Origin of the sequence: Micromonospora noduli (assembly GCF_003264365.1) — a bacterium.
Classification (GTDB): Bacteria; Actinomycetota; Actinomycetes; order Mycobacteriales; family Micromonosporaceae; genus Micromonospora; species Micromonospora noduli.
Genome location: NZ_PYAK01000025.1, coordinates 26,894 through 47,216, shown reverse-complemented (window position 1 = coordinate 47,216; position 20,323 = coordinate 26,894). Strand labels below are relative to the sequence as shown.

22 protein-coding genes are annotated in these 20,323 nt (G+C 71.0%); 20 read left to right on the top strand and 2 right to left on the bottom strand.

Features of this window, described 5'->3' with window-relative positions:
- Nucleotides 1–55: 55 nt before the first annotated feature.
- The 10 genes from nadD (at nucleotide 56) to GUI43_RS19535 (ending at nucleotide 9,247) form a co-directional block, all read left to right on the top strand.
- Nucleotides 56–652 (top strand): nicotinate-nucleotide adenylyltransferase, encoded by a 597-nt coding sequence (nadD, locus tag GUI43_RS19580; RefSeq protein ID WP_112588310.1) that lies wholly within the window; start codon nucleotides 56–58, stop codon nucleotides 650–652.
- A gap of 110 nt (nucleotides 653–762) precedes the next feature.
- Nucleotides 763–1,170, top strand: a complete 408-nt coding sequence (gene rsfS, locus GUI43_RS19575; RefSeq protein WP_091409872.1) for a ribosome silencing factor — start codon at nucleotides 763–765, stop codon at nucleotides 1,168–1,170.
- Nucleotides 1,167–1,796, top strand: a complete 630-nt coding sequence (locus tag GUI43_RS19570; protein WP_112588308.1) for a histidine phosphatase family protein — start codon at nucleotides 1,167–1,169, stop codon at nucleotides 1,794–1,796. Before rsfS ends, GUI43_RS19570 begins: the two co-directional genes overlap by 4 nt.
- Before the next feature lie 48 nt (nucleotides 1,797–1,844).
- A complete protein-coding gene (locus tag GUI43_RS19565; RefSeq protein ID WP_112699469.1) occupies nucleotides 1,845–2,699 on the top strand; it encodes a DegV family protein in 855 nt (284 codons plus the stop codon).
- Nucleotides 2,700–2,702: 3 nt separating this feature from the next.
- A complete protein-coding gene (locus tag GUI43_RS19560) occupies nucleotides 2,703–3,476 on the top strand; it encodes an SDR family NAD(P)-dependent oxidoreductase (protein WP_112699468.1) in 774 nt (257 codons plus the stop codon).
- Between the two features lie 240 nt (nucleotides 3,477–3,716).
- Nucleotides 3,717–4,091, top strand: a complete 375-nt coding sequence (locus GUI43_RS19555) for a VOC family protein (protein ID WP_112604312.1) — start codon at nucleotides 3,717–3,719, stop codon at nucleotides 4,089–4,091.
- A 331-nt stretch (nucleotides 4,092–4,422) separates the two neighbouring features.
- Nucleotides 4,423–5,259: a ComEA family DNA-binding protein gene (locus GUI43_RS19550; RefSeq protein WP_112699467.1), complete on the top strand. Its 837-nt coding sequence runs from the start codon at nucleotides 4,423–4,425 to the stop codon at nucleotides 5,257–5,259.
- Between the two features lie 11 nt (nucleotides 5,260–5,270).
- Nucleotides 5,271–7,712 (top strand): ComEC/Rec2 family competence protein, encoded by a 2,442-nt coding sequence (locus GUI43_RS19545; RefSeq protein WP_112699466.1) that lies wholly within the window; start codon nucleotides 5,271–5,273, stop codon nucleotides 7,710–7,712.
- A 135-nt stretch (nucleotides 7,713–7,847) separates the two neighbouring features.
- Complete coding sequence (holA, locus tag GUI43_RS19540) at nucleotides 7,848–8,828, top strand: DNA polymerase III subunit delta (protein ID WP_112604304.1); 981 nt, start codon at nucleotides 7,848–7,850, stop codon at nucleotides 8,826–8,828.
- The gene (locus GUI43_RS19535; RefSeq protein ID WP_112699465.1) at nucleotides 8,825–9,247 is read left to right on the top strand and encodes a hypothetical protein; all 423 of its coding nucleotides are present in this window, start codon (nucleotides 8,825–8,827) and stop codon (nucleotides 9,245–9,247) included. Before holA ends, GUI43_RS19535 begins: the two co-directional genes overlap by 4 nt.
- Nucleotides 9,248–9,372: 125 nt before the next feature.
- Here the strand turns inward: GUI43_RS19535 and rpsT are convergent, their stop codons facing one another.
- Together rpsT and GUI43_RS19525 are read right to left on the bottom strand one after the other, a co-directional pair.
- Nucleotides 9,373–9,639 carry a 30S ribosomal protein S20 gene (gene rpsT / locus GUI43_RS19530; RefSeq protein WP_030491765.1) on the bottom strand — a complete coding sequence of 89 codons (267 nt, stop codon included), beginning with the start codon at nucleotides 9,637–9,639 and terminating at the stop codon, nucleotides 9,373–9,375.
- 277 nt (nucleotides 9,640–9,916) lie between these two features.
- A complete protein-coding gene (locus GUI43_RS19525; protein WP_112699464.1) occupies nucleotides 9,917–10,903 on the bottom strand; it encodes a phosphotransferase in 987 nt (328 codons plus the stop codon).
- A 61-nt stretch (nucleotides 10,904–10,964) separates the two neighbouring features.
- Here GUI43_RS19525 and GUI43_RS19520 point away from each other — a divergent pair, with 61 nt between their 5' ends.
- The 10 genes from GUI43_RS19520 (at nucleotide 10,965) to GUI43_RS19475 (ending at nucleotide 20,319) form a co-directional block, all read left to right on the top strand.
- Nucleotides 10,965–11,501: a DUF4240 domain-containing protein gene (locus GUI43_RS19520; RefSeq protein WP_112588292.1), complete on the top strand. Its 537-nt coding sequence runs from the start codon at nucleotides 10,965–10,967 to the stop codon at nucleotides 11,499–11,501.
- Between the two features lie 116 nt (nucleotides 11,502–11,617).
- A complete protein-coding gene (lepA, locus tag GUI43_RS19515; RefSeq protein WP_112620143.1) occupies nucleotides 11,618–13,495 on the top strand; it encodes a translation elongation factor 4 in 1,878 nt (625 codons plus the stop codon).
- Between the two features lie 320 nt (nucleotides 13,496–13,815).
- Nucleotides 13,816–14,100: a GlsB/YeaQ/YmgE family stress response membrane protein gene (locus GUI43_RS19510; protein WP_091409827.1), complete on the top strand. Its 285-nt coding sequence runs from the start codon at nucleotides 13,816–13,818 to the stop codon at nucleotides 14,098–14,100.
- Nucleotides 14,101–14,308: 208 nt separating this feature from the next.
- Nucleotides 14,309–14,464, top strand: coding sequence for a hypothetical protein (locus GUI43_RS33925; protein WP_170158757.1), 156 nt, complete (start codon nucleotides 14,309–14,311; stop codon nucleotides 14,462–14,464).
- 156 nt (nucleotides 14,465–14,620) lie between these two features.
- On the top strand, nucleotides 14,621–14,905 hold the full coding sequence (locus GUI43_RS19500; protein WP_091410004.1) for a GlsB/YeaQ/YmgE family stress response membrane protein: 285 nt from the start codon (nucleotides 14,621–14,623) through the stop codon (nucleotides 14,903–14,905).
- A gap of 251 nt (nucleotides 14,906–15,156) precedes the next feature.
- A complete protein-coding gene (locus GUI43_RS19495) occupies nucleotides 15,157–16,440 on the top strand; it encodes a sugar ABC transporter substrate-binding protein (protein ID WP_112588286.1) in 1,284 nt (427 codons plus the stop codon).
- Nucleotides 16,437–17,423 carry a carbohydrate ABC transporter permease gene (locus GUI43_RS19490; RefSeq protein ID WP_091409821.1) on the top strand — a complete coding sequence of 329 codons (987 nt, stop codon included), beginning with the start codon at nucleotides 16,437–16,439 and terminating at the stop codon, nucleotides 17,421–17,423. Before GUI43_RS19495 ends, GUI43_RS19490 begins: the two co-directional genes overlap by 4 nt.
- The gene (locus GUI43_RS19485; RefSeq protein ID WP_112588332.1) at nucleotides 17,417–18,250 is read left to right on the top strand and encodes a carbohydrate ABC transporter permease; all 834 of its coding nucleotides are present in this window, start codon (nucleotides 17,417–17,419) and stop codon (nucleotides 18,248–18,250) included. The genes GUI43_RS19490 and GUI43_RS19485 overlap by 7 nt, the downstream gene beginning before the upstream one ends.
- A gap of 84 nt (nucleotides 18,251–18,334) precedes the next feature.
- Nucleotides 18,335–18,976, top strand: a complete 642-nt coding sequence (locus tag GUI43_RS19480; RefSeq protein ID WP_112699462.1) for an MOSC domain-containing protein — start codon at nucleotides 18,335–18,337, stop codon at nucleotides 18,974–18,976.
- Nucleotides 18,977–19,125: 149 nt separating this feature from the next.
- The gene (locus tag GUI43_RS19475) at nucleotides 19,126–20,319 is read left to right on the top strand and encodes a low temperature requirement protein A (RefSeq protein ID WP_112699461.1); all 1,194 of its coding nucleotides are present in this window, start codon (nucleotides 19,126–19,128) and stop codon (nucleotides 20,317–20,319) included.
- The last annotated feature ends 4 nt before the right edge of the window (nucleotides 20,320–20,323 follow it).

The following is a 20,323-nucleotide window of genomic DNA, read 5'->3' as shown; positions in this document are numbered from 1 at the left end:
GATCATTGCGCCGGGCCGGAACGGTCGGCCATGACGCCCGGCCTACGATCATTGGGTGGAGGAAGATATCCGGCGGATCGGGATCATGGGTGGCACCTTCGACCCGATCCACCACGGGCACCTCGTCGCGGCCAGCGAGGTAGCGGACCGGTTCGGCCTGGACGAGGTGGTCTTCGTGCCCACCGGGCAGCCCTGGCAGAAGGCCGACGAGCCGGTCAGCCCGGCCGAGGACCGGTACCTGATGACCGTGATCGCCACCGCCTCCAACCCTCGCTTCCAGGTCAGCCGGGTCGACATCGACCGCAGCGGGCCGACCTACACCGTCGACACCCTGCGCGACCTGCACGCCGAGTACGGCCCGAAGGTGCAGTTGTTCTTCATCACCGGCGCGGACGCCCTGCAACGCATTCTGTCCTGGAAGGACCTGGACGAGATCTTCGAGCTGGCCCATTTCATCGGCGTGACCCGACCCGGTTTCCCGCTGAGCGACAAGCACCTTCCGGCGGATACTGTCAGCCTGATCCAGGTGCCCGCGATGTCCATCTCGTCGACCGATTGTCGTGCTCGGGTCGCCAGAGGCGAGCCGGTCTGGTATCTGGTGCCCGACGGTGTGGTGCAGTACATCGCCAAGCGGAGCCTCTATCAGCACTGAGCGCACCCGTTATGCCCAGGTTCGTGGCACTAACCGACCAGAACTGGACGATCGGGGTGCCGCCGGGTATGAGACGCTTGGAGGATCGCACGCTTGATCAAAGGAGAACGGTGACGATTTCCGAACGCGCTCACGAGCTGGCTATCGCGGCCGCCCAGGCCGCCGCCGACAAGAAGGCGCAGGACATCACGATCATCGACGTCGGCGACCAGCTCGCCATCACCGACGCGTTCGTGCTCGCCGCTGCCCCCAACGAGCGCCAGGTGCTGGCCATCGTCGACGCCATCGAGGAGAGCCTGCTGGAGCTGCCGGAGAAGGCGAAGCCGGTGCGGCGCGAGGGCGAGCGTGGTGGCCGCTGGGTGCTGCTCGACTACGTCGACATCGTGGTGCACGTCCAGCACACCGAGGAGCGCGAGTTCTACGGGCTCGACCGCCTCTGGAAGGACTGCCCCACCATCCCGTTCGTCGATCGCGACCTGGTCGAGGCCGACGCCAGCGGGTCCGCCACCGCCGAATGACCCGACTGATCGTCTGGCGGCACGGCAACACCGACTGGAACGCCGCCAACCGCGTCCAGGGGCAGACCGACGTACCCCTCAACGAGCTTGGCCGCGACCAGGCCCGCGCCGCCGCCCCGCTGCTCGCGGGGCTGCGGCCCGACGCCATCGTGGCCAGCGACCTGAGCCGCGCCGCCGACACCGCCGCCGCGCTCGCCGCGCTGACGGGTCTACCGGTACGCACCGACGCCCGGCTGCGCGAGCGGCACTTCGGCCAGTGGCAGGGTCTGCACCTCACCGAGGTCGCCGAGCGTTTCCCCGAGGAGTACGCGCGCTGGCGGGCCGGCGACCCCGACCCGGGCGCGGATCTGGAGCCCCTGCACGACCTCGGTGAGCGGGTCGGTGCCGCGCTACAGGAGGCAGCCGATGCGGCCCCGGGCGGCACCGTGGTGATCGCCACTCACGGTGGCGGCTCCCGGCAGGGCATCGGTCACCTGCTCGGTTGGGACACTGCCGTGCTGCGCACCATCGGTTCGCTGGCCAACTGCCACTGGACCGAGCTGCGCCACGACGACGTCCGCGGCTGGCAGTTGCGGGCGCACAACGTCGGCCTGATCACCGCCCCGGTCGCCGTCGACGCGGTCTGAGTACTCGCGCCTCGGCGTTCCCGGCCTCGATCGGCTAGCGTGCCGGGCATGCCCGTCGCGGTTGTCATCGACTCCACCGCCTACCTTCCGTCCGAGCTGGTGCAGGCGCACCGGCTGACCGTCGTGCCGTTGACCGTCGTGCTCAACGGCGCGGAAGGGCTGGAGGGGGTGGAGACCCAGCCGGCCGACGCCACACTGGCGCTGAGCGCCCGCCGGGTCACCGCGACCACCTCCCGCCCGGCACCCGAGCAGTTCGCCCGCACGTACCGCCGACTGCTCGACGCCGGCGCCGACGGGATCGTCTCGGTGCACATCTCCGCCGCGCTGTCCGGCACGGTGGAGGCCGCCCGGCTCGCCGCCGCCGACCTGGACGGCCGGGTCGAGGTCGTGGACAGCCGCTCGGCGGGCATGGGGCTCGGCTTCCCGGCCATCGCCGCCGCCACCGCCGCCGAGGCCGGCGCCGACCTTGCCGCTGTACGCGACGCGGCGCTCGCCGCCATCGCCCGCACCACCGTCTGGTTCTACGTCGACACGCTGGAGTTCCTGCGCCGGGGCGGCCGGATCAACGCGGCCGAGGCGTTGGTCGGCACCGCGCTGTCCGTCAAGCCGATCATGCACATGCCGGACGGGGCGATCGTGCTGCGGGAGAAGGTCCGCACCGCCAGCCGGGGAGTGGCCCGTCTCGTGGACCTGGCCGTCGAGGCGGCCGACGGCGACGACGTGGATCTCGGGGTGCACCACCTGGCCGCGCCGCAACGGGCCGAGGCGTTGCGCGCCGCGCTGACCGAGCGGTTCGGTGACCGGCTGCACGACACGTACGTCTCCGAGGCGGGTGCCGTCGTCGCCGCGCACGCCGGGCCGGGCCTGGCCTGCGTGGTCGTCCACCGCCGACCGGAGGGCTGAGCCGTGCCCACGTCGTGCGTGGTGACCGGAGGTGGTCGCGGTGTCGGCCGGGCCGTGGTGGAACGGCTGCTGGCGACCGGCGCCACCATCGTCGTACTCGAACGCGACGCCGACGCGGTCGACTGGTTGGCCGACCATCCGGCCGCCGATCGGCTCGTCGCGGTGGTCGGTGACGCCGCCGACGAGCAGGTGGCCGAGCACGCCGCCGAGCTGGCCGACCGGGCCGCGCCGCTGACCGGCTGGGTGAACAACGCAGCGGTCTTCCGCGACGCCACGCTGCACACCGCGTCCGCCGACACGGTGCTGGAGCTGATCGGGTTGAACCTGCGCCCGGCCGTGGTGGGCGCCGCGGTCGCCGTCCGCCGCTTCCTGGCCCGCGCCGCCGGCGGCGCGATCGTCAACGTCTCGTCGCACCAGGCCCGCCGACCGGTGTCCGGTGCCCTGCCGTACGCGACGGCGAAGGCCGCCGTGGAAGGGCTCACCCGGGCGCTGGCCGTCGAGTACGGCCGGCACGGCATCCGCGCCAACGCGGTCGCGCTCGGCTCGATCGCCACCGAGCGGCACGCCGAATTCCTCGCCACCCAGGAGCCCACCCAGGCCCAGTGGATCGACGCCGAGCTGACCCGGCTGCACCCGGTGGGCCGCATCGGGCGGGCCGAGGAGGTGGCCGAGGCGGTCGCGTACCTGCTGTCGCCCGCGGCGAGCTTCGTCAACGGGGTGACGCTGCCGGTGGACGGCGGACGGGCCGTACTCGGCCTCGACCCGGAGGCCCGCTGACCGCCCTCGTCGCGCCGCTGCTCCGTGTCGCCGTGTTAGCCTCCGTGCGCGCCCCAGATGGGCCTACCCCCCGGAGGTTCTGGCTACTTCAGCCACCACGCCGAGATCGACGCGATATACGCGTCTCTCGTGCGGGATCCGGGGCGTCGGTGCCCTCGGGGCTTCGTCATCTGTGTGGCTGGGTGAACGCTGTGGGCCTCCGGTCGGGTCTTCGGATCGACCGGGAAGAAGACGGTACGGATGACAGTCACGTTCAACCACACCATCATCGCCAGCAAGGACAAGAGCGCCTCGGCCGCGTTCTACCGGGAGTTGTTCGAGCTGCCGGAGGCGCCATCGTGGGGGCCGTTCGCCAACGTCCAACTGGACGAGGGTGTGCTGCTCCAGTTCGCCGAGCCGCCGGTGGACATCCAGATGCAGCACTACGCGTTCCTCGTCGACGACGAGTTGTTCGTGCGGTGCCTGGCGTTCGTCGAGGGACGCGGCATCACGTACTGGGCCGACCCGCAGCTGAAGCGGGAGGGGGAGACCAACACCGAGCACGGTGGCCGGGGCTTCTACTTCTTCGACCCTGCCGGCCACGCGATCGAGATCATCACCCGGCCGTACCTGTAGGGGCTGATCGCGGCACACACCGACCTGTGGACGGAGTGCGGCAAGGCCGATCACCGTCGGTCACCTTCGTCGGGGCGGATCCGGCATTAAGCGGTATACCTCAGAGGCATATTTATGCCTCTGAGGTATACCGCTCCTTGGCAGTTCGACATGGCGGGCCGGCCGAGCGCGCCCGGCGTTGCGGCCTTGACGTCGCGGCGCACGGCGTAGCTGCCGTCTGCGCCCATAGCAGATCGAGGCATGATCAGGGCGTTGTCCACAGTGGCGTTGCTTGTCCACAGGACGACGCCGTCTACCTCCACCATCACGGCTGCCGCCATAGCGTCGCGCTGTGTCGCACGACGAGGAGACAGAGGTACGCCAGCGCCTGCGCCGGCTGACGGAGGCGGCTGTCGCACCGCTGCCCCGGCCGGAGGTGCCGCTCGCGGGCGTACCCCCGTCGTCCCTGGTCCACGCGCAGCCCGCGGACGTACCGTCCTTCCGGCCCGCAGTGCCGCTCGCGGAACCGTCCTCGGACGGCCCTGCGCTCCCGCCCGAGTCGCGGTTGCCCGGCCCGTCGGCGTTCGACCCTGGGCGGCGGGGCGTGCGGGCGTTGGCGGTGGTCGCCGTGGTGGTGGTCGCGGGTGCGGCAGGTTGGGCCTGGCAGGCCCGGCCGCAGTCGGAGCCGGTCGCCCCGCTGGCCAGCGACGCCGCGTCGGCCGCACCGGTGGGTGATCCGAGCGTGTCCAGCTCCGCCGAGCTGGTGGTGGCGGTCGCGGGCAAGGTCCGAAAACCCGGTTTGGTACGCCTGCCGGCCGGGTCCCGTCTCGCCGACGCGGTGCAGGCGGCCGGCGGCGCGCTCCCGGGGGTCGACGTGGCGCTGCTCAACCCCGCCCGCAAGGTCACCGACGGCGAGCTGATCGTGGTCGGGGTGACGCCACCGCCGGTGCCGGGCGGTGCGGCCGGGCCTGCGGCGGGCGGTGCGGCTCCCGCCGCCGGGCCGCTGAACCTCAACACCGCGACACTGGCCCAGCTCGACGCGCTGCCCGGGGTCGGGCCGGTGCTCGCCCAACGGATCCTCGCCCATCGCGATCAGCACGGCGGGTTCAAGTCCGTTGGCGACCTGCGCCAGGTCGACGGGATCGGCGACGCACGGTATGAGCAGCTCAAGGATCTGGTGACGGTGTGAGCGGGTTTTCCGTGACCGCTGACCCACCGGCCGGCGGGGCTCAGCCCGGGCCGCCGGCTGGGTCGGCGCAGGCCGCGCCACCGGTTGGCGGGGCCCGGTCGGAGCCGCCGGATCTGCGACTGGCTGGGCTCGCCGTGGCGGCCTGGCTCACGGCGCTCGCCGGCCTGCACCTTGGCAGCCGCGCCACGCTGCTGGTGGCCAGCACGGGGGCCGGTCTGACGGCAATTGGTGCTGCGCATCTGCTCGGCCGCCTCGGCCGTCCCCGAACAGCGGTGCGGCGCTACGGGTGGGTGGCCGTGGCGGTCGGCCTCGGTGTGGTCTGCGGTGGTGCGGCCACCGCCGCCCGGCTCGCCGTTCGCGACGCGCCGGCGATCCGTGCCCTTGCGGAGCAACGCGCTCCGATCACCGCCGACCTGGTCGTCCGGGACGACCCGCGCCCGCTTCGGAGCGCCGGGCGGCCGGGGATGCTGCTGGTGTCGTCCGAGCAGGTCCGGCTCACCGGCCCGGATGGTCGACGGATCCACGCGTCGGTGCGGCTACTGGTCCTGGCGACCGATCCGGCGTGGCGGGGCCTGCTGCCCGGACAGCGCCTCACCGTCGACGGCCGGCTCGGCGTTCCGCGCGGCGGCGACCTCACCGCGGCGGTGCTCAGCACCAACGGTCCGCCGGAACGGCACGGCGCGCCGTCCTGGGCGCAGCGCGCCGCCGGTACGCTGCGTACCGGCCTGCAACGGGCCTGCGCGCCGCTGCCCGACGACCCCGGTGGGCTGCTGCCCGGTCTGGTGGTGGGCGACACCAGTCGACTGCCACCCGCCGTCGAGGCGGACTTCCAGGCCACCGGGATGACCCACCTCAACGCGGTCTCCGGCTCCAACGTGGCGATCGTGGTGGGTGCGGTGTTGTTGCTGGCCCGGTGGTCGCGCGCCGGCCCGTGGCTCGCCGCCGCGCTGTGTGGGGTGGCGCTGGTGGGGTTCGTCATCCTGGTCCGCCCGTCGCCGAGCGTCGTACGGGCAGCCACGATGGGAGCGATCGGGCTCGCCGCGCTCGCCGCCGGTCGACCTCGGGCGGCGCTGCCCGCGCTGGCCGCCGCCGTGACAGTGCTGGTGCTCGTCGACCCCGAGTTGGCCGGGGATCCCGGGTTCGCGCTCTCCGTGCTGGCCACCGGTGGCCTGCTGCTGCTCGCGCCGCGTTGGCGGGACGGATTGCGTCGGCGAGGCGTCCCGCCTGGGCTGGCCGAGGCGCTGGCCGTGCCGGCTGCTGCCCAACTTGCCTGCGGCCCGGTCGTCGCCGGGATCTCCGGGACGGTGAGCCTGGTGGCGGTACCGGCAAACCTGCTGGCGGTGCCGGCCATCGCGCCAGCGACAGTGCTGGGCGTGCTGGCGGCCATGGTGTCGCCGATCTGGCCGGCCGGCGCCGAGTTCGTCGCGTGGCTGGCGAGTTGGCCGGCCTGGTGGCTGGTGCTCATCGCCCGCCAGGGTGCTCGACTGCCAGGTGGCACAGTGCCGTGGCCGGGCGGGGTTCCCGGTGCCCTGCTGCTGACCGGGCTGACCGTCGCGCTGCTGATCGCGGTGCGCCGGCCACTCGTACGCCGACTGGTGGCGGTCGTTGGGGTCGCCGCCGTGCTGGGTGCCCTGCCGGTTCGGCTGCTGGCCGCTGGCTGGCCGCCCGCCGGTTGGGTGGTGGTGGCCTGCGCGGTGGGGCAGGGCGACGCCCTGGTGCTCCCGGTCGACCCCGGCCGGGCCGTGGTGGTGGACGCCGGGCCGGAACCGGGTGCGGTGGACGGTTGCCTACGTCGGCTCGGCGTACGGGAGGTGCCCCTGCTGGTGATCAGTCACTTCCACGCGGACCACGTGGGTGGGGTGGCCGGGGTGTTCCGGGGGCGGCGGGTGGGTGCCGTGCTGACGCCGTCGTCCACCGACCCGGAGAGCGGTAGGGACCTGGTTCGGGTGGCGGCCACTGGCGGGCGGGCCGCGCTGCTGAGCACCGTTGCCGGCGCTCGCCACCCAGTGGGCGGGGTCGATCTGCTGGTGCTCGGCCCGCCGTACCCGCTGGCCGGAACCAGGTCCGACCCGAACAACAACTCGCTGGTGCTGCGCGCCACGGTGGCCGGGGTACGGATCCTGTTGGCCGGCGACGCGGAGACCGAGGAGCAGCACGCGATGGTGGCGCGGGCGGCCCCCGGCCAGTTACGGGCGGACGTGTTGAAGGTCGCGCACCACGGGTCGGCGTACCAGGACCCGGGCTTCCTCGACGCGGTCCGGCCGACGGTGGCGCTCGTGCCGGTGGGCACCGGCAACACCTACGGGCACCCGAGTCCGGGGCTGCTCGCCCACCTTGGCAGGAGCGGCGTGCGGGTGCTGCGCACCGACACGGACGGCGACGTGGCGGCGGTCCGAACGGGCGACGGTCTGGCGGTAGCCCGGCGAGGTGTGCCCGCGGGCCGACGGCCTTGAATAGGTCTCCGATTAATCGGACGAATTGCGGATTAAACGGGGAATTGAGTTGGATGTCTGGATTTGCGCTGTGTGCGGGCTGCGCCGATCAAGCAGCGAATGAGCAGGCACGATCCCGCCGCAGGCCGTGCGAATATGGGCGGCGTGACCCCCGCCAGCCTCGCCCCCATTCTGCTCGTCCTCGGTGACGAGGAACTGCTCGCCACGCGCGCGGTCACCGAAGCTGTCGCGAAGGTTCGCAGTGTCGACCCCGAGGTGGACGTCCGCGAGTACCAGGCCAGTGCGCTCACCGTCGGCGAGATCGCCGAGATGCTCAGCCCCTCGCTGTTCGGCGGTCGGCGGCTGCTGATCCTGCGTTCCGGCCAGGACGCCCGCAAGGACCTGGTCGCCGCGCTGTTGGCGTACGCGAAGAATCCCGACCCGGAGGTCCAGCTGCTGGTGCTGCACCTGGGCGGTGCCAAGGGCAAGGCGTTCGCCGACGGTCTGCGGGCGGCCGGCGCGACGGTGGTCCCGGCCGCCAAGCTCAAGGGGCACCGCGACCGGGTGGCCTTCGTTCGCGACGAGATCCGCCGGGCCGGGGGAAAGTGCACCGACGACGCCGCCGAGGCGCTCATCGCCGCGGTCGGCAACGACATGCGTGAGCTGGCTGCCGCCTGCTCCCAACTGGTCGCCGACACCGATGGGCGGATCAGCGCCGAGACGGTCTCCCGTTACTACCGGGGCCGGGTCGAGGTGACCGGCTTCACGGTGGCGGACGCCACCATGGTCGGCGACGTGCCGGGGGCGCTTGAGGCGCTGCGCTGGGCCCTGCACGTCGGGGTCGACCCGGTGCCCATCGCCGACGCCCTGGCCGACGGGGTGCGCACTGTGGCCCGGGTGGCGTCGGCTGGGCGAGGTAGTCCGTACCAGCTCGCCAGCAGCCTCGGAATGCCCGCCTGGAAGATCGAGCGGGCGCAGCGGCAGGGGCGGGGCTGGACGCCGGAGGGCCTGGTCCGGGCCATGCAGGTCGCCGCCGAGTGCAACGCGGCCGTCAAGGGCGGCTCCGACGACCGGGCGTACGCCCTGGAGCGTGCGGTCTTCTCGGTCGCGGCGGCCCGGCAGGGCAGCACCAGGTGACGGGGGCGAGCCGCCCGGCGTGGGCCACCATTCCCGTGGACGAGGAGCGTTACCGGCCGCTCTACGCCCGGCTCCTCGGCCTGCGGTTCGTCAACCCCGGTGGCGTGCTGTGCTTTCTCTTCTTCGAGGGTGCCATCGCCCTGGCGGTGCTGCTCGCCCTCGCCGAGTTGGTCAGCTGGTGGGCGGTGCTGGTGCTGCCGGTCGTGGTGGCCGCCATGGTGAAGCTCAACGACATGGTGGCCGCGATCGTGGTCCGCTCCGCCGCGCTCGTGCCCGAGCAGGAACGGGACCGGTTTCGCCGGCAGATGGAACCGGTGGTCGGCCGAGCCCGGGTGGAGTGGGTCTCGCACAGTGTTCCCGGCGTGGTGATCACCGCCGACCAGGTGCCACCGCCCCGGCGGGCCAACCCGTCGGACTGAGCGCCGACCCCGTCGGGGCCCACGCACCGAACGGCCGGTCCGGATGAACACGGCCGGCCTCTGGACACACGGAAACCCCGGGCCTGGGGCCCGGGGTTTTCCGAATCAGTCTGACGGTGAAGTCGTCAGGCGGAGAGCGACACCACGCGCTTCGCGATCGCGGACTTGCGGTTCGCGGCCTGGTTGGAGTGGATCACGCCCTTGCTGACGGCCTTGTCCAGCTTGCGCGAGGCGTCCAGCATGAGCGCGGTCGCCTTCTCGACGTCACCGGCCTCGGCAGCCTCGTGGAACTTCCGGACGGCGGTCTTCAGCGACGACTTGACCGACTTGTTGCGCAGCCGGGCCTTCTCGTTCTGCCGGTTGCGCTTGATCTGGGACTTGATGTTCGCCACGCGACAGCCTCGTCTTGATAGCTCGGGTTGGTCAGCTTATTGCGCGTGATGACGAACGTGCGTCATCGCTGCGCGAAGAGCCAGGTTACCAGGTCGCCGGGGACGAGCCAAAACGGCTCGGCCTTCGCGCGGACGGACCCGGCCCGTCGGGGACCAGGTTACGCCCTCGAACACGGCGGCGGCTCACCGCCAGCGCGGCGGCAGGCCGGTCCGCCGCACCGCCAGCCCGCCCCAGGTCAGCCCGCGTTACCGCCAGCCCGCCCCAGACCGGCCCGCGTCACTGCCAGCCCTGGCGGCGGGCCAGCCAGTCGAGCGACTGCTCGCCGCTCCACCGCTGGTGGGCGGGCAGGTGCGGCGAGGCCGTCGGCGGTGCCGCCGCAGCGCCGGTGAGGTAGTAGCCGGCCAACGCGGCCAGGGTCGCGTCCAGCGCGTCCGGGGGCGCGCCGGCGGTGGCGGGGTGCGCGGCGAAGAGCCGGTCCGCGTCCAGCCCGCTGGCGTACGCGGTGAGCAGCAGGCCGGCCAGGTCGAACCAGGCCGGCCCGGAGCAGACCCAGGTCCAGTCGCAGAACCAGGCCCGGCCGTCCGAGTCGATCAGCACGTTGTCGACCCGCAGGTCGCCGTGGATCAGGCTCGTCGCGCCGGCGGCGTACCGGGGTAGGAGGGATTCCAACTCCACCAGCTCGGGCAGCCGGCCCAGCAGTGGCGCGGGCAGTGGTGGGGTCGGCTCCCGACCGGCGGCGACCTCCTCCCACCAGAGGATGTCCGACCGGGCCAGGTCGGCCAGGTGCGGCAGACCGAGCGCGGTCAGCTCGGCCGGCGGGTCGGCCAGGGCGGCGGCGACCTGCGCGTACCCGGCGAGGGTGGCGTCCAACTCGGCGGGCACCCAGGGCAGGTTTGGGGTGTGCCCGTCGACGGCGTCGGTGCAGAGCACGAACCAGCCGGCTGCGGAGAGGGTCCACCGGGGGCGGGGCGCCGGCAGGTCGGCCGGCAGCCGGTCGAGGATCGCGGCCTCTCGGGCGTACCAGTCGACCAGATGCGGTTGCTCGGCGGCGGGTGCGGCCTTGACGAAGGCCCGACCTCCGTCGGCGGTGTCGAGCACGGCGGCAAAGCCGCGGGTGAAGCCCGCGCCCGCGACCCGGGCGGTGACCACCGGCGCGCCGAGCCGTTCGGTGACCGCGGCCCGCAGCGCCGCCGGTAACGCCGGCCACGACGGGCGCAGGGCGCTCGCGTGGTACGGCACCGGCGGCAGCAGGGGAGGGGACATCCCACCATGCTGCCCCGGGGTACGTGCGCGACGCACGGCGACACTGCCAGACTGCCAAGCCATGAGGACCGAGGACTTCTGGCAGCTGATCGACGAGGCGCGGGCCGGCGGCGGGGGTGAGCCCGGCCCGGTCGCCGCACGGGCCGTGGCGTTGCTCGCCGAGCGCGACCCGGAGGACATCATCGGGTACGCGCGGCACCAGACGCGGGTGCTGGCCGCCTCGCACAAGGCGGATCTGTGGGGTGCGGCGTACCTGATCAACGGTGGCGCCTCGGCCGACGGCTTCGAACACTTCCGGGGCTGGCTGATGACCCAGGGTCGGGCCGTCTTCGCCCGCGCGGTCGCCGAACCGGACTCGCTGGCCGAACTGCCCCAGGTGCGGGCGGCCTCGCTCAGCGGCGAGGAGTTCTCCGCCGAGCAGATGCTCTCGGTGCCCTGGGACGCGTACCGCAAGGCCACCGCGACCGAACTGCCGGCGGACCGCGACCCGGTGCGGACGCCGGATCTCAACGACTTCTGGGACTTCGACGACGAGGACGAGGCGCGTCGCCGGCTGCCCCGACTGGCCGCGCTCTTCGTCGAGCCGCCGATGGAGTGAGGGGTCCTCGGGCCGTTCCATCGCCCGCGCAGTGGGCGCACCCCGGCGGCGTGGGAACATAGAGGGGGTCGGCGGTGCGCCGGCCTGTTCACGTCAGCCGACCAGAACGGACCGCTGTGCCACCGAAGCTCGATCCCGGCGCGAACGCCCCTGGTGCCACCGACCCCGGTCGCATCCGGAACTTCGGCATCATCGCCCACATCGACCACGGGAAGTCGACCCTGGCCGACCGGATGTTGCAGCTCACCGGCGTGGTCGACCCGCGGCAGATGCGCGCGCAGTACCTGGACCGGATGGACATCGAGCGCGAACGCGGCATCACTATCAAGAGCCAGGCCGTCCGCATGCCGTGGACCATCCGCGAGGGTGAGCGGGCTGGTGAGCACGCCGTGCTCAACATGATCGACACCCCGGGGCACGTGGACTTCACCTACGAGGTGTCCCGGTCGCTGGCCGCCTGCGAGGGTGCCGTGCTGCTGGTCGACGCCGCGCAGGGCATCGAGGCGCAGACCCTGGCCAACCTCTACCTGGCTCTCGAGAACGACCTGCGCATCATCCCGGTGCTCAACAAGATCGACCTGCCGGCCGCGCAGCCGGAGAAGTACGCCGAGGAGCTGGCCCACCTGATCGGCGGTGACCCCGCCGACTGCATCCGGGTCTCCGGTAAGACCGGCGAGGGCGTTCCGTACCTGCTCGACGAGATCGTCCGGCAGTTCATCCCGCCGGTCGGTGACGCCGTGGCGCCCGCCCGGGCGATGATCTTCGATTCGGTGTACGACGTCTACCGCGGTGTCGTCACGTACGTCCGGGTCATCGACGGCCGGATCAGCGCCCGCGACCGGATCAAGATGATGTCCACCGGCGCGGTGCACGAGCTGCTGGAGATCGGTGTCATCTCACCCGAGATGGTCAAGGCCGAGGCGCTCGGCGTCGGCGAGGTCGGCTACCTGATCACCGGTGTGAAGGACGTCCGGCAGTCCCGGGTCGGTGACACGGTCACCATCAACAGCCGGCCGGCGGCCGAGGCGTTGGGTGGCTACAAGGACCCGAAGCCGATGGTCTATTCCGGCCTCTACCCGATCGACGGATCCGACTACCCCAACCTGCGCGAGGCGCTGGACAAGCTCAAGCTCAACGACGCCGCCCTGGACTACGAGCCGGAGACCTCCGGCGCGCTCGGGTTCGGCTTCCGCTGCGGCTTCCTCGGCCTGCTCCACCTGGAGATCATCCGGGAGCGGCTGGAGCGCGAGTACAACCTCGACCTGATCTCCACCGCGCCCAACGTCGTCTACCGGGCGATCACGGACGACGGCGAGGAGATCGTCGTCACCAACCCGAGCGAGTACCCCACCGGCAAGATCGCCGAGGTGTACGAGCCGGTGGTCCGGGCCACAGTACTGACGCCCAACGACTACGTGGGCGCCGTCATGGAGCTCTGCCAGGGTCGGCGCGGCACCCTGCTCGGCATGGACTACCTCTCCGCCGACCGGGTGGAGCTGCGCTACACGCTGCCCCTGGCGGAGATCATCTACGACTTCTTCGACCAGTTGAAGAGCCGTACCAAGGGCTACGCCTCACTCGACTACGAGCCCTCCGGCGAGCAGGCGTCCGACCTGGTGAAGGTCGACATCCTGCTGCACGGCGAGCCGGTGGACGCGTTCAGCGCCATCGTGCACAAGGACAAGGCGTACAACTACGGCGTCACCATCGCCGCCAAGCTGCGCACCCTGATCCCGCGCCAGCAGTTCGAGGTACCGATCCAGGCGGCCATCGGCAGCCGGGTCATCGCCCGGGAGACCATCCGGGCGATCCGCAAGGACGTGCTCGCCAAGTGCTACGGCGGCGACATCAGCCGTAAGCGCAAGCTGCTGGAGAAGCAGAAGGAAGGCAAGAAGCGGATGAAGATGGTCGGCCGGGTCGAGGTGCCGCAGGAGGCCTTCATCGCCGCCCTCTCCTCCGACTCCGGCGACGGCAAGGCCGCCGGCAAGAAGTAGTTCGCGCCGCCGTACGCGCCCGGGTGCCATCCGCACCCGGGCGCGTCGCGTTTCCGGACGCCTCGAGTGCCCCGTTGCGGGGATTGTGACCACCGGGTGCCGAAAATTTTTTGTCGCTGTTGTGGGGCCGATGGATCGACGAAGTGGGCTCCTACCTGTGTGGACGTACTCACGTGTCAACCGACGCACCGCCGAAACATTGACGGCTGGCGTTGTCGATTGAGGTGAGTCGGTTTGGGCTTTCGGTGGGTCGGGCACTTAGCCGTCACGACAGGAAGCACACAACTCGTGTGTCAGACATTCTTTGAAGGAGGGCGACCGTGGAGTTCACCGTGTGGGGCATCATCACTGCGATCGTTGTCGGTCTCATCGTCGGCGCGCTCGGCCGGCTGGTCGTCCCGGGCCGGCAGAACATGCCGATCTGGCTGCACATGCTGATCGGTATCGGCGCGGCCCTGCTGGGCACCGTCCTGGCGCGGGCCATCGGCATCGCGACCGAGACGAGCGGTATCGACTGGGGCGAGCTGCTGGTGCAGGTCGTGGTGGCCGCGATCGCTGTCGCGCTGGTGGCCGGTGTGGGTGGCCGCCGCCGCGTGACCCGGTAACACCACCACAGCATCAACTCGTACCACCGCGACACCTCCGATGGGCGCCCGGCCGGCAGGCCGGGCGCCCATCGGCGTTCTGCCTGCCGCAACGGACGTCGCCGCCTCCCGCTCGACGTCTCCGGCGGGGCTGGATCGCGGTGATCGACTCGGTTTTGGTGATGTCGCGGTGTCCCGGTGGGTCCAATACCGCGGATTCAATGACCTCGTGTTGATCATGCCCGGTGGCCCGGTGGCCCGGTGGCCCGGTGGCCCGGTGGCCCGGTGGCCCGGTGGCCCGGTGGCCCGGTGGCCCGGCGGCCCGGTGGCCCGGTGGCCCGGTGGCTCGGCGGCCGGGGTGGCCGGGGTGGCCGGGGTGGCCTGAGGGGCTGGTGGGACCGCGGTGGAACCTGTTCCTGTCGACCAAGTCGTGATCGTTTGGTGATTGAAGTCGGTTTGGATTTTCGGTGGGTAGGGCAATTAACGGTCACGACAGGAAGCACACGCACCGTGTGTCAGACATTCTTGAAGGAGGGTGGCCGTGGAGCTCACCGTGTGGGGCATCATCACTGCGATCGTTGTTGGTCTCATCGTCGGCGCGCTCGGCCGCCTGGTCGTCCCGGGCCGGCAGAACATGCCGATCTGGCTGCACCTGCTGATCGGTGTCGGTGCCGCGCTGCTGGGCACCGTCCTGGCGCGGGCCATCGGCATCGCGACCGAGACGAGCGGTATCGACTGGGCCGAGCTGCTGGTGCAGGTCGTGGTGGCCGCGATCGCTGTCGCGCTGGTGGCCGGTGTGGGTCGCCGCCGCAGCGTCACCCGATAACGACCCGGCATCATCTGGCGACACAGCACCACTGGTAGGACAGCACGACTGGAAAGAGCGCCCGGCGGAGAGCCGGGCGCTCTTTCGTGTTGGAAGGCCCAACTTTGGCCGGATGTTGGAGTGCCGGTCGTCGGGCCGCTGCGGTACGGTCGCCACGCTTCGGCCAGTCCTGCCCACTGTCGTAAAGGAATTCTCCGTACTAGGGTGCGGCGGAGAAGGTTAGTTCCAGGCGGCGCGAGGGGAGAAGTGGCGTGAACAGGTGGAAGCGGCTGGCCCCGGTCACCGCCATGGTGGCCTCGGCCGCGATGGTGCTGACCGGCTGTGGAGGCTCCGACGATGCGGCTGACGACAGCAAGCTCACGGTCTGGATGATGGGCGAGGGCGGGGACGCGCAGAACTCCTTCCTCGACGGGGTCGAGGCCGAGTTCCGCCAGAAGCACCCCGACACCGATGTGGTCGTGCAGTACATCCCCTGGCTGGAGGCGCCCAAGAAGTTCCAGGCGGCGCTCGCCGGCGGGGAAGGGCCGGACATCACCGAGCTGGGCAACACCGAGACTCAGGGTTGGGCCGCCCAGGAGGCGCTCGCCGACGTGAGTGGTCGGATGGGCGGCTGGGCCGACGGCAAGGATCTGCTGCCCGACCTGGTGCGCAACGCGCAGCTCGACGGCAAGCAGTACGGCGTGCCCTGGTACGCCGGTGTGCGAGCGATCTACTACCGCACCGACTGGTTCGCCGAGGCCGGCGTGCAGCCCCCGAAGACCTGGGACGACCTGGTCACGGTGGCCAAGGCTGTGCAGGCGAAGAAGAAGGGCACCTACGGCATCGCCCTGCCCGGCAACTCCGAGCTGCCCTTCTACTCCTTCCTCTGGGGTGCCGGCGGCGAGATCGCCAGCAACCAGGGCGGCACCTGGAAGTCCGGCTACACCACGCCCGAGGCGCAGCGGGCCGTCAAGTTCTGGACCGATCTGGTGACCGTGCACAAGGTTGCCCCGCCGGCGGCGGCGGGCTGGAACGAGATCGACGCGCGCACCCAGTTCGCCACCGGCAAGGCCGCGATGGCCTTCGCCGGTAGCTGGCAGCAGGGCGCCATCAAGAAGGACAACCCCGAGATCGAGAAGGTCTGGGGTACGTTCCCGATCCCCGGCCCGGACGGCAAGGCGGCGCCTGGTTTCGCGGGCGGCTCGGACGTGGCGATCTGGAAGGACAGCGAGCGGCAGGACCTGGCCTGGGACTACCTGACCGTGCTGCTCAACAAGAAGAACGCGCAGAGCTTCGCGAGCAGCCTCGGCTTCTTCCCGGTCTACAAGGACCTGGTCTCCGGTGACGCGTACGCGAACGACAAGGTGATGGCGGCGTTCGCCACCACCATGCAGAACACCAAGCTCACGCCGCTCACCCCGAAGTGGGTGGAGGTCAGCCGGACGAAGACGGTGACCCAGGCGATGAACAGCTCGGTCATGAAGGGTCAGAAGACGGTCGAGAAGGCTACCGCCGATGCGGCCGGTGAGATGGAAGGCATTTTGAACAGCAAGTGAGCTCCCAGACAAAAAGCCCGGAGACGGCCGCCGCGCGGGAGAACCCCGCGCGGCGGCGTCGCCGGGTGGACCGCCTGCCCTACCTGCTGCTCCTGCCCGCCCTGCTGATCATCGGGGTGCTGCTGCTCTGGCCGCTCGGCCAGGTGGTGGTGATGTCCTTCTACCGGCTGAACAGCGTCCGGCAGCTGCGCGGCGATCGGGAGTGGCCGTGGGTGGGGTTCGGCAACTACGTCGACATCCTCTCCGACCCGTTCTTCCTGACCGTGCTGCGCAACACTGTTCTGTTCGCCGCGGCCAACGTGCTGCTCACCATGGTGCTCGGCACGCTCGTGGGGCTGCTGCTCAACCGGCTCGGTCGCAAGATGGCGACATTCGTGGCCAGCTGCGTGATGCTCGCCTGGGCCACGCCGGCGCTGACCGGCACCATCGTCTGGAAGTGGATCTTCGACGACACGAGTGGCCTGGTCACCTGGCTGTTCAACGCGTTGCCGGACGGGCTCTCGAACAGCCTGTTCGGGCGCAGCGACTGGACCGGCTACGGCTGGTTCAACTCGCCGCTGCTCTTCTTCGCCATCCTCACCCTGGTGGTGGTCTGGCACTCGTTCCCGTTCATCGCGGTGAGCGTGCTGGCCGGTCTCAAGAGCGTGCCGAGTGAGCTGCACGAGGCGGCCCGGGTGGACGGCGCCAGCCCGTGGCGGGTCTTCTGGAAGATCACCTTCCCGTTGCTGCGCCCGGTCTTCGGGATCCTGATCGTGCTCTCCACGATCTGGGACTTCAAGGTCTTCACTCAGCAGTTCGTACTGGCCGGCGGCACCCAGGACCGGCCGACGTTCATGCTCGCCATCTACTCGTACGCCGAAGCCTTCTCCCCGCCGCCCAAGTACGGGCTCGGCGCGGCCATCGCGGTGATCCTCACGCTGATCCTGCTCGTGGTCACCGGCTTCTACGTACGGATGGTGCTCAGGCAGGAGGACGAATCGTGAAGAAGATCGCCCTCAACGGCGCCGGGCTGCTGGTCGCGCTCTTCGCGGCGTTCCCGGTCTACTGGATGATCTCCACCTCGCTGAAGCCGAGCAGCGAGATCTTCTCGGCCACCCCGCAGCCGGTGCCGACGCATCCGACGTTGGCGCACTACCGGGAGATCCTGACCGGCAATCTGATCCCCGGCGTCAGCTTCCTCGACTTCTTCCTCAACAGCGCGCTGGTAGCCGTCTCCACTGTGGTGCTCAGCGGTCTGGTGGCGTTGCTCGCCGCGACCGCGGTGGCCCGGTTCCGCTTCAAGCTGCGGACCAGCTTCCTGATCATGCTGCTGGTGGTGCAGATGATCCCGCTGGAGGCGTTGGTCATCCCGCTGTTCCTGATGATCCAACGGCTCGGGCTCTACAACACCCTGCCCAGCCTGATCCTCACGTACCTCGGTTTCTCGCTGCCGTTCGCGGTCTGGATGCTGCGCGGCTTCGTCGCCGCGGTGCCGAAGGAGTTGGAGGAGGCGGCGGCGATCGACGGGGCCAGCCGGGCCCAGATCTTCCGCCGGGTGCTTTTCCCGCTGGTCGCGCCCGGCCTGGTGGCCACCAGCATCTTCTCCTTCATCACGGCGTGGAACGAGCTGATCTTCGCGTTGACGTTCATCAACGACCAGGGCAGCTACACGCTGCCGGTGGCGATGACCTTCTTCTTCGGTCGGGACGACACCAACTGGGGGCCGGTGATGGCCGCGTCCACCCTGTTCACCCTGCCGGTCATCATCTTCTTCCTGCTGGTGCAGCGTCGGATGGTCTCCGGCCTGGTGGCCGGCGCCGTCAAGGGCTGACCCCGCGCCGCGAGGGCCGGCGGCGGTCCTGACCCGCGGCCGGGAGGGCTGGCCGGCGTTGGACCGCCAACTAGGCTGGCGGTCATGACGGGCAGGGTGGCAGCGGTGAACCTCGGCATCGTGACCGAGGCGGGGTGGGCCGGCGACGCGAGCGGTCGCAGCGGCATCGACAAGCGGCCGGTCGACGGCCCGGTTTTGGTGCTCACCGGCGGCCTGGCGGGTGACTTCATTGGCGAACGGGCCCATCACGGTGGCCCGGACCAGGCGGTCTACGCCTACGCGGAGGAGGACGCCGCCTGGTGGGTGGCCGACCTGGGCCGCGCCATACCGCCCGGCGGCTTCGGCGAGAACCTGACCACCTACGCGGTCGACGTGACGGGTGCCGTGATTGGCGAGCAGTGGCAGGTCGGCTCCGCCCTGCTCCAGGTCACCAAGCCGCGCACCCCCTGCACCACCTTCGCCGGGTTCTGGGGCATACCGGATCTGATCAAGCGGTTCACCGTCCGCGCGTCGCCCGGGGCCTACCTGCGGGTGCTGCGCGAGGGGGAGGTCGGCGCGGGCGACCCGGTCGAGGTGGTGGACCGGCCGGCGCACGGTGTCACCATCGGCGAGGTGTTCCGGGCGAACAGCCTGGAGCCGGAGTTGTTGCCGCGGCTGCTCGACGCCGAGGACCTGCCGGAGCCGATCCGGGAGAAGGCCCGTCGACGCCTCGCCGCCCGGGGCTGACCGCCCGCGACGGCATCCGCCGCGACGCCGCGACGAGCACCGGCGGGCTCGGCGGATCCGGCCCGGAAGAACCCCGATGACGGGCCCAGCGACGGACTTGCCCGTATTGTCCCCACGGAGGGCGTGCGGCGGGGACCGGGTGGAGCGCGATGTCGATGACGACGGACGGCGGTGCCGCGGCGGCGTCACCCTCCGACCCGGGCCTGGAGCGTCCGGCGTTCCTGGAGCTCTTCTTCGACCTCGTCTACGTCTTCGCGCTTGTCACCCTGGCGACGGTACTGGCCGACAACCTGACCTGGACGGGCGTCGTCGGGACGCTGGTGCTGCTGCTCGGGTTCACGATGATCTGGGCGCTGACCGTGTGGACGGCGGACAGCGTCGACCTGACCCGCCCGGCCGGGCAGGGGCAGTTCATCTGGGTGGCGGCGGCCAGCCTGCTGTTGGCCGCGGTCGCGGCCGACGCGTACGGCGATCGCCGGCTGCTCTTCGCGACCACGTACGTGGTCATCCACCTCAGTACCGCGGCCTACTACATCCTGGTCATCTCGCGCAGGAGGCCGCCGCGGCGCAGCATCCGGATCCTGATCTGGGAGGCCGTCGCGGGCGTCGGCTGGATCGGTGGGGCGCTCCTGGGCGGTTCGGGGCAGTTGGCGATCTGGGTGCTCGCCTCCGTCGTCGAGTACGGCTCGGCGGCGTTGGGCTGGCCGGTACCCGGGATCGGCCGCTCACGACCGCGCGACTGGCGGCTGGTCGGCGCCCGGGTAGCTGAGCGTTACCGGCAGTTCGTCATCGTCGCGCTCGGTGTCTCGATCTTCGTGACCGGAACGACCTTCAGCATGAGCGAGTACACGCTGGAGCGAGCCTCGGCTCTACTAGTGGTGTTCACCACCATCGTGTTGATGTGGCGGATCTACATCTACCGCGCCGGTGAGTTGCTGACCGACGCGATCGCCCGATCGTCCAACCCGGCGCTGCTCACCCAGTCCGCCGCGGTCACCCATCTGATCATGGTGGCCGGAATCATCGGCGCGGCGGTCACCAGCCGGCTCGTGGTGAGCCGCCCGTTGGGCGAGACCCCGCCCTCGTGGGCCGCCGTGATCCTCGGCGGACCCGCGTTGTACCTGGTCGGCCGGGGCGTCCTCGACTTCACCGTGTTCGGGCGGATCTCGCGGTCCCGGTTGGCCGGGCTGGTGCTGCTGGCGGGCGTGGCACCGGCCACGCCCCTGCTGCCGCCGGTGCTGCTCGCCCTGCTCGCCATGGCGGTGCTGCTCCTCATCGCCGTGGCGAACCTGGTGAGCACCCGGCGAAACACGCGTACGCCGGCACCACCGATGCTGCGGTGACTCT